The organism is Streptomyces sp. sk2.1 (assembly GCF_008120935.1).
Lineage (GTDB): Bacteria > Actinomycetota > Actinomycetes > Streptomycetales > Streptomycetaceae > Streptomyces.
This window is the reverse complement of the sequence record NZ_RDBO01000111.1, coordinates 1-9,093: the sequence shown is the minus strand read 5'-3', so window position 1 is coordinate 9,093 and position 9,093 is coordinate 1. Positions and strand designations below refer to the sequence as shown.

Sequence of the window (9,093 nt, the reverse complement as noted above, 5' to 3'; positions counted from 1 at the left end):
AACCCACCCACCTTCTCCGGGTCCCCGTCCCTCAGCGGCTCCACCCCGGCCACTCCTTCCTCACCCAGCACCCACGGCCCGGCGCCAACGTCCCGCGCCCCCACGCAGGTTACGTTGCCCCGGAAGGCGCCGCAGGCGAGGAAGACAACCGCTGTCCTGCTCGCCGGCTCAAGCGCTCACCTGCCAGGTGAAGCACTCAGTCTCAGGAATTCATGGGAGGCGCTCTGGAGAGGAATTCCTGCGCTGGCGGCGCGAGGGTCCTCCTTGGCCGACACTCGACGCTCGACACCCGACACAGTGACCAGGCGACTGAATGGTCTGCAGAAAACGCCGAAGGTCACGCGAAATCGGTCATTTGTGGGTCGGCTCGGTCACTGGCGTGTTCCCCGTCGGCTTTGTCCAGGCCGTGGCCGACTTTGGTACCGACGCTCATGCCGTCCCGGTCACCAGGTGACCGGTAGTTCGGCCACGCCGCCGAGCTGGACGTGGACCGCGACGCCGCGGACCTGCTGTGAGGGGACGTCCAGGCGGATCGTCGGGATGCGGCGCAGGAGGGTGGTGAGGGCGATGTCCATTTCGGCGCGGGCCAGGTTCTGGCCGACGCATTGGTGGATGCCGTAGCCGAAGGCGACGTGGCGGCCGGCCCTGCGGTGGGTGTCGAACGTGTCGGGGCTGTCCCAGACGTCCGGGTCCCGGTTCATCAGCATGGTCGAGAAGACAACGCCGTCGCCTGCCTCGATGGTGTGCCCGGCGATGTCGATGTCCTCGGTCGCCACCCGGGGGAGCGCGTCCGTGACGGAGCTGATCCGCAGCAGTTCCTCGACGGCGTCGGGCATCAGCGAGGGGTCCCGGCGCAGCCGGTCGAGCTGGGCGGGGTGGTCGAGCAGGGCGAGGACGGCGGTGGCGAGGGCGGTGGAGGTGGTTTCGTTCCCTCCGGACATCAGAACGACACACGTCATCGCCAGCGTGTCGAGGTCCTGCCGGGTCAGAGGGCGGTGGGCGGCGACGAGGTCGTCGATCAGGTCGTCGCCGGGGTTGTGTTGCCGGTCCGTGAGCAGACCCTTGAGGTAGTCCAGGAGCTGGGCGAGCAACTCTTCCGGGGTGCAGCCGTCCTCCTCGTCGACTGGCGAGAGGAGGCGTGTGATCAGCTCATCGACGTGCGGGCGGTCCTGGTGCGGCACCCCCAGCAGGGCGAACGTCGTGTCGGAGGCCAGGGGCGTTGTGTAGGCGCGGACCAGATCCGCCCGGTCGCCCGCGGCGAGCATGGCGTCGACCAGTCGTACGGCGGTCCGCTCGATGGCCGGGCGCCGGGCGGCGATCCGGCGGATGCCGAAGGCGGACGAGACCCACCTGCGCTGGTGGGCGTGGAGGGGATCGTCCACGCCGATCAGCGGGAGGCCGGGCACCTGCCGTGAGGCCATGCTCTCGGTCAGGCAGGGGAACGAGGGATGCGCCGGATCGCAGGAGATCCGCGGGTCGCGGAGCAGTTCCCGGCCCACGTCGCTTCCGGAGACGAGCCAGACCCTCCGTCCGTCGTACAGGGACACACGGGACAGCGGGCGGTGCTCGCGCAGCGGCCCATATCCGGTGGGCATGGCGTAGGGGCAGGTGCGTTCCATCGGGTAGCTCGGGGCCGGGAAGGCCGTTGGGGACGATCCGGCGGTGGCTGTCACGTTGTTCCTCACCTCTTCGGCCCGTGCGCGGCAAGGCGGTCGCGTACGGGCCGGTGCGCGGTACCGCCTCGTGCGGGCGCGGCATGCTCCGGCCGACGTGCCGGTGGCCGGAGCAGACCTGATCTCCAGTCTGCCGCCCCGGCTGGCCCGTACCGTCCCCGACCGTGCAGGTTCACGCATGCGGGGTACATGGCGCTCTTGTGTGCGCCGGGCATGCGGGGGCCGGGGCCGTTCTGGGTGTCCCGCCGCCTCGTTGTTCCGTGTAGCGCACGGCCGAGGCCGCCGGGCGTGAAGAAGAGCAGAAGGAGGGCTGACCGTGGACACGGACGCGCGCTGTCAGGGGGAGGACGCGCATGGAGGCGAGGGGCTCCTGGAGATCGCCTCGGGCGGATGCTTCTCGCGCGCACTGGCCGTGGCGGCCAGGCTGCGGATCGCGGACGTCCTGGACGGCGCCTCCATGACGTCCGACGACATCGCGGGACGGACCGGCAGCGACCCGGAGGTGATGCTTCGCCTCCTTCAGGCCCTGGCCATGCGGGGGGTCTTCGTGCGCGAGGGGGACGGACGGTTCCGGCTGGCGGAGAGCCACGCCGCCCTGCGCAGCGACCATCCCCGGTCCCTGCGTCACCATTGCATCCTGCTGGCCGAGACCTACGACGACGCCTTCGCCGGGCTGCTCGGCACCGTCATGACCGGGCGCTCCGGGTTCGAGGAAGTCTTCGGCGTGCCGCTGTACGGGTACCTCGGCCGGACATCGGAGTCGGAGCAGGTCTTCGACGCCGCGATGGCGGAGCTGGCGCGGCCGACGGCCGAGGCGTTCGCCGAAGAGTTCTCCTTCTCCACGCCGGGGCGGCTGATCGACGTCGGCGGCGGGAACGGCACGCTGCTCATGTCGCTCCTGGCCCTCGACCCGGGCCTCGAAGGGATCTGTGTCGACCGACCGAGCGTCTGCGCCCGGGCGGCGGCCCGTCTGGCGAAGGCCCCGGACCGTTCGCTCGCCGACCGGATCCGCTTCCAGCCGGCGGACATCTTCGAGGAAGTGCCTGAGGGCGGCGGGCTCTACCTGCTCAAAAACGTGCTGCACGACTGGTCGCCCGAGCAGGGAACACGCATCCTCACCGCGGTACGGCGGGCCATGAACCGCACCGCGCACGCCTTTGCCCGCACAGGACCGCGGCCCAGGCTGATCGTGCTGGAGCCCCTGCTCGACCGGGAGTCGGACGGAGCCCATGCCCTCTACCAGATGGTGCTCGGCGGGAAAGAGGTCCGCGGATTCCGGACCGCCGACGACATCTGGCAACTGCACACTGCCGCCGGCCTCGAACCACTCTCCGTCACACGGCTGTCCGACGGGCACCACGCCTTCGAGAGCGGATGTCCGGACTGATCCGGCCGTCGGCGAAGCGACCGCGGGCGTCGCCGATCTCGGCCAGGATGCGGGCGGCACGCCGGATGCCGAGCCCGTGGTGTCCGGCGTCCAGGAACCGTTCGATCATCGTGCGGGCCAGTTCCGGCTGGGTCGCGAATCCGGGGCCCGGTGGATCACGCGTATCCGGGCGGCGAGCCGGGCGTCGGGAGCCCGGCCGAGCCCGATGCGTCGGCCCTTCGAGAGGGCGCGAATGAGGTGGTGGTGAGGCTCGGTAGGTGGGTCGACAATGCCCGGAGGCGCGGCGATCGGCTCGCCGAGCAGCGGCGGGCAGACCTGGATGCACTGGTGGGCGGGGGCCCGTCATGATCTGCTGCCGAGTCCACTGGACAGGCACCGACGTCCTGCCCTTCGCCGCCGAGGATGTAGCGGATCCTCGCTCGGGGTGCGGACACCCCCGCCCGCTACAGCGGGAAAAAGCAGCGGTGAGTAAGCGGAGAACTCCCGGTTTTGTGGGCACGAGCGGCGAGGCACGGCAGGTTGAGCGCGGGAGGCGGCCGGGGTGCCGCGCGGGCATTCGGCGCGCCCCCGGGCCGGGAGGAAGGAGGACGCGCCCCTCAAGACGCCCCAACTGCCCCCGGGCCGACGCCTGGTGGTCGGCCCGATCCGGAACCGGCCAAGCGAGGGCCCGCACCCACCCGTTCCGCGCCTGCGCCTGCTGACCGGGCCGCCCCGGGCCGCCGAGTCGGGGCGGCGGCCCGGCTCGGCGCGACGTCGGCGAAGTCCTGCCCGCCGGAGCCGGGCCGACCCCACTTCTCCAGACTTTACGCAGCCGGTACCGGGCCTACTCGTCGTGCGTGGGTCGCGCACGGGCTCCGGGGCGAACCGGGCGCGCAAAGTACGTGTTCGTCTCTTCACCGCCCCTGATCTGTCGATGGGGATTCGGGCCCCTCCCGCGTCTGTTCGTCCGTCCATTCCTGGGGCACCGGCGCGCGCGGCCCTGCCGATGCGCGAGGTCGGCCGCTGGAGGTAGCGGTCGGCGCCTTCTCCCAGCGGTGAACTGTTCAGGGGCTGCCGGCAGGGGCTCAAGCCGGCGCAGGGGGTCGGGCAGGTGTCACTGTCTGCGCTCCGTCGAACGCGTCATGTGCCTGCCTATGGGGTGGTTTGGCTCAACCCTCCCGTGCGGGTTCCCGATGAGATCTGTGGCTGGACCAGTTGGACTGCAGGAACACCCGGGTGCGGCGAGCCTCACACGCCGCAGGGTGGAGGCCGTCCGGCACACGGTCCCGTCCAGCCCTCGTCAGCAAGTCAGAAGGAGATCAACATGAACACAGCAGGGAAATCCTGTCGCACCGGGCTGCGGAACCTGGCCCTGGCGGCCGGCGCGCTCGCGGTCTTCCTGGCCGCGGCCGCGCCCGTGGCCGCAGCCACCGCCGCATCGCGCGCCACCGCCCCGTCCGGCAGCTCTGCGGCGCGGGCCGGAGAAGTTATCCGGTGCGGCAGCGTTGAGCCGGACCTGCCCAACCTTTTCGCACAGAACTGCGCTACCGGCCATTGGGGACCGCTCTCCGACTTCACCGTCGTCGACGGTCGCAACAACAACAAGTACTCCTGCCAAACCGGCTGGGTCGAAGGCTCTTTGTGGCTCCAGGGCCAAGGCTGCCGCCGGTCCTGACCCCGTCAACGCCGGCCCGCTGTCGCACCGGCTGCGCGTGGTGGCTCCTGCCCCGGTCGGCCATCGCGGGCCGGGCACGAACCGTCCGAGTCGCCGGCCGGTGCGGCCGGCGACGGGTCGTTGACCGCCCTGTTCGCTGCCGATGACGTCCTTGTCACGCAGCGGGCGAAGCTCCGCCGGGCAGCTCGGGAAGCTGGAACAGGTGTCGGCCATGACTTGGCATGCAGGCGGGGAGGGCAGTGCCCAGGGCTGTACGGGGCCGATCCGGTGGAGACGCCGTGGATGGAGGCGGGCCCCGACCGGCTCACGATCACCCGCGACGGGGTGATCGTGCGTCAGGGTTGGCACGCCCTGGCCCGGCCCGGCACCGCTGAGGTGCAGGTCACCACCACTGCCGGGGCGGACGATGGCGCGCGACGTGCGGGCGACCATGGAGGCCGGCGAGTACGTGCGGCACGGCGACGTGACATCGCTCGGCGGGTCCTATCCCTCGTGCACCTGCCCCAAAGCCCCGTGCGGGGGCGTCGCGCTCGGCACCGAGCTCCCCAACTGCCCTGAGCACGGCCTCGTTCCCACTCAGGCGCCGCACTGGGCAGCCGAATGCCCCGGGCCAGGTACTGACGAGCAGAATCAGGCTGACCTGGCCATTCGACCACGCCGACATCATCCGCAAGGTGGCCGCGAACCGCTGCTGACAGCATGACGAAGGGGCCCGTCCATCGCGGACGGGCCCCTTCGTCATGCTGTCTCGCACAGGCTCGGGTGCGGCGATGACGGCTGCGTCCCCGTCTCCGGCGGATACCTCCTCTTCACGTACGACGTCCGCGTCGGGCAGGCCGGTGACGGGTCTGCCCGACGCGGGCGTCGTGTGGCGCTGTCGAGCGGCTCGGGGTCAGGATTCGGCGACGGCCTCCAGGGGGCTGAGGCCGGCGGCCCGGCGGGCCGGGAGGGCTGCGGCGAGGATGCCGACCGCGAGGGAGAGCGCACAGGTTGCGAGGAGGGTTCCCCAGGGGAGGGTGAACTCGTACTGCTTGATGGAGCCGTTGGCGAGGGAGCTGACGGCCCAGGCGCCGAAGGTTCCGCTCACCATGCCGAGGATGGTGCCGAAGGCGGCGACGGTGAGGGCCTCGAGGCGGATCATCGTGCGGATGCCGGCGCGGTGCATGCCGATGGCGCGCAGGGCGCCGATCTCGCGGGTGCGGTCGGTGATGGACATGGCGAGGGTGTTGGCGATGCCGAGGGCGGAGATGGCGCCGCCGAGGAAGAGCAGGCCGTACATCAGGTTGATGATGATGCTCATGACACCGGATGCCTCGGCGACGAACTCGTCGCGGCTCTGGACAGTGAGGAGGGGGTTCTTGCCGGTGGCGTCGAGGAGATCGGCCTTGGAGACGCCGTTCTTGTCGGCGGCGACGAGGACCCGGGTGAAGTACTGGCTGGTCTCGCTGTGCTCGTCCAGGTGCTGGATTTCTGCGCGGTCGCCGATGGCCGGGCCGGCGGTGGGGTTGTCGCGGTAGACGCCGATGACGGTGTAGGTCCGGATGTCGTCGCGGCCGAAGCCGGGAGTGGTCCTGGCCCGGGAGCCGGTCTTGAGGTGGTGTTCGCGGGCGGTGGTCTCGGAGACGGCGATGGCACCGGCCTTGAGGCCCTTGAGGGAGCCGGAGACGAAGTCGAGCTTCATCACGTTGTCGAGACCGGCGGGATCGACACCGGTGACGCTCAGATTGTCGCCGCCGAGGAGGATCTGTCCATCGGCGATGGCGCTCGCGGTGCGCACGCCCGGGGTGTCGGCGATCCTACGGGTGGTGGCCCGGTCGATGCCGGTCATCTGGTCGGCGGTGATCAGGTGGTCGGCGGTGAGGCCGGCGGCGGCCTGGCGGTCGAGGGCCTGGGCGCTGGAGTGGGCGATGGTGGCGAGGCCGGCGACGAGGGCGGTGCTGACGATGACGGCGGAGGCGGTGGCGGCGGTGCGGCGCGGGTCGCGCAGGGCGTTCTCGTGGGAGAGCCGGCCGGCGGCGCCGAAGCGAGTGGTGAGCTTGCCACCGGCCCGGATCATGGGGACCGCCAGGATCGGGGCCAGCATCAACAGACCGGTGATCAGGCCGAACGCGCCGAACACGGCGTTCTGGAAGTTCTCGTCGGAGGCGTCCTCGGCCCCCGAGAGGGAGATCAGCAGGGCGGCGCCGCCGAAGGCGAGGAGTCCGCCCGCGATGGCCCGGTAGCGGGAGGCGGTGGCGGACGGCGGCTGGTGGACGGCCCGCAGCGCCTCGACCGGAGCGATCTTGGACGCCTTGCGGGAGGGGATCCAGGCGGAGAGCACGGTGAGGCCGACGCCGACGAAGAGCGCGGCGGCGATGGGCGTGGCCCCGATCACGAGGGGCCCGGTGGGAACGGCGCTCCCGTCGATGGTCATCAAGTGGGGCATCGCGACGGCGAGGCCGAGGCCGAGGCCGAAGCCGAGGGCTGAGGAGAACAGGCCGACCAGACCGGCCTCGATCAGCAGGGAGCGGATCACCTGGCGGCGGGAGGCGCCGATGGCACGCAGCAGGGCGATCTCCCGGCTGCGGCGGGCCACCAGCATGGTGAAGGTGTTGACGATCAGGAACGAGCCGATGAACAGGGCGACGAGGGCGTAGATCAGGGCGACTTTCTCGTTGCCGCGGACCAGGACGCTGACGTAGCGGTCCTGTTGGGTGACGAGGTCACTCACGGTGGAGGTCTCGGCCCGGGCGGCGCCGAGCGTGTCGGTGACGCGCTCGGCCAGGTCGAAGTCACCGGTGCCGGGCTTGGCCGTCAGGTCGATGGACGAGTAGGCGCCGGGCTGCCCGAACATGTCGCGGGCGGTGGCCTTGTCGAAGAGAACGAGGGTGCCGGAGCCGGAACTGACGCGGGTGTCCTTGGTGGTGACGATGCCGACCAGCCTCTTGTGCATGACGGGGCCGTTGGTGGCGAGGGTGATCCTGTCACCGATCTTGTGCTTGCCGCGGGCGGCGGTGCCGTCGTCCAGGGCGATCTCGTCGCCGGTGCGCGGTGTGTGGCCCCGGGCGATCGGGAAGCGGGGGTCCTTGCCACCGGGTCCGGGGATCCAGGCGTCGGCTCGGTTGCCGCCGCGCTTCGCGCTGCGCATCGGGTTGCCGTCGGCCGTGTTCAGTACGGCGGAGCCGGAGATCGAGGGCCGGACGCTGTCGACGCCGCTGATACCGGCGAGCTTGGCGACGGTCGCGTCGTCGAGCGCCGGGGGCAGGCCCCTGGGTGCGGGCTCCCCGGGCTTGGGGGGCTTGGGGCTGACACGGACGGAGAGGTCGGCGAGGTTCTCGGAGACGGCGGCACGATTGGCAGCGGTGGAGGTCTCGCCGAAGACCAGGGTGCCGCTGACGAAGGCGACGCCGAGGCAGACCGCAAGCACGGTCATGACCAAGTGGGCTTTGTGCGCGAGGACATTGCGCAGGGCTGTTTTCAGCATGAGTGTGTGTCCGGGGCGTGAGAGGGCGGAAGGAGAGTGCGGCGCGAGCGGAATCCGGGGGGAGCACCGGTGGGACGGCCCGGTCAGCTGGTGCGGCCCCGGGCGTCAAATTCCTTCATGCGGTCCAGGACCCGGTCCGGGCTGGGCTGGGCTGCCGCATCTCGTCCACGAGCCGGCCGTCGGCGAGGAAGACGACCCGGTCCGCGTAGCCGGCGGCCACCGGGTCGTGCGTCACCATCACCACCGTCTGTCCGAGTTGCCGCACCGATTCCCGCAGGAAGCCCAGGACCTCGGCACCGGCCCGGGAGTCGAGGTTTCCGGTGGGCTCGTCACCGAAGACGATCGCGGGCCGGGAGGCCAGGGCCCGGGCCACGGCCACGCGCTGCTGCCGGCCGCCGGAGAGCCGGCCGGGGCGGTGGTCGAGGCGATCGGACAGGCCCACCATGTTCACGACCGTCTCCAGCCACTGCCGATCGACTTCGCGGCCGGCGACGTCCGTGGGGAGGGTGATGTTCTCCACCGTCGTCAGGGTGGGCAACAGGTTGAACGCCTGGAAGATGAACCCGATCCGGTCCCGGCGCAGTTCGGTGAGCTGCCGGTCGTTCAGGCGGCTCAGCTCGGTGGTGCCGATCCGCACCGAACCCGAGGACGCCGAGTCCAGGCCGGCGACGCAGTGCATCAGGGTCGACTTGCCCGAGCCCGAGGGGCCCATGATCGCGGTGAACTCGCCCTCTTTGAAGGAGATACTCACCCGGTCCAGGGCGACGACTTGCGTGTCCCCGCTGCCGTACACCTTCGACAGGTCGGATGTGCTCGCGGCGAAAGGGACCGCCGACTGGCGCGGGGCGGAGGAGCCCGCGTGCGGGGCGTGGTGGGGGAAGGACATCGGCGGCATGGGCACACTCCGGCACAGGGG

General features: G+C 71.1%; 4 protein-coding genes and 1 pseudogene. 2 read left to right on the top strand and 3 right to left on the bottom strand.

The features are described 5' to 3' along the window. Nucleotides 1-443: 443 nt before the first annotated feature. The gene (locus EAO76_RS40865; protein ID WP_187439001.1) at nt 444-1,673 is read right to left on the bottom strand and encodes a cytochrome P450; all 1,230 of its coding nucleotides are present in this window, start codon (nt 1,671-1,673) and stop codon (nt 444-446) included. A gap of 316 nt (nt 1,674-1,989) precedes the next feature. On the opposite strand from EAO76_RS40865, the gene EAO76_RS40860 reads away from it, so the two are divergent. Further along, nucleotides 1,990-3,060: a methyltransferase gene (locus EAO76_RS40860; protein WP_148841305.1), complete on the top strand. Its 1,071-nt coding sequence runs from the start codon at nt 1,990-1,992 to the stop codon at nt 3,058-3,060. Between the two features lie 1,303 nt (nt 3,061-4,363). Next, entirely contained in the window at nt 4,364-4,714 is a 351-nt protein-coding gene (locus EAO76_RS40855) for a hypothetical protein (RefSeq protein ID WP_148841304.1), read from the top strand. 892 nt (nt 4,715-5,606) lie between these two features. Here EAO76_RS40855 and EAO76_RS40850 read toward each other — a convergent pair. Next, nucleotides 5,607-8,177 (bottom strand): ABC transporter permease, encoded by a 2,571-nt coding sequence (locus EAO76_RS40850; protein WP_148841303.1) that lies wholly within the window; start codon nt 8,175-8,177, stop codon nt 5,607-5,609. An 83-nt stretch (nt 8,178-8,260) separates the two neighbouring features. After that, nucleotides 8,261-9,063: pseudogene (locus tag EAO76_RS40845) on the bottom strand (ABC transporter ATP-binding protein). Nucleotides 9,064-9,093 lie beyond the last annotated feature (30 nt).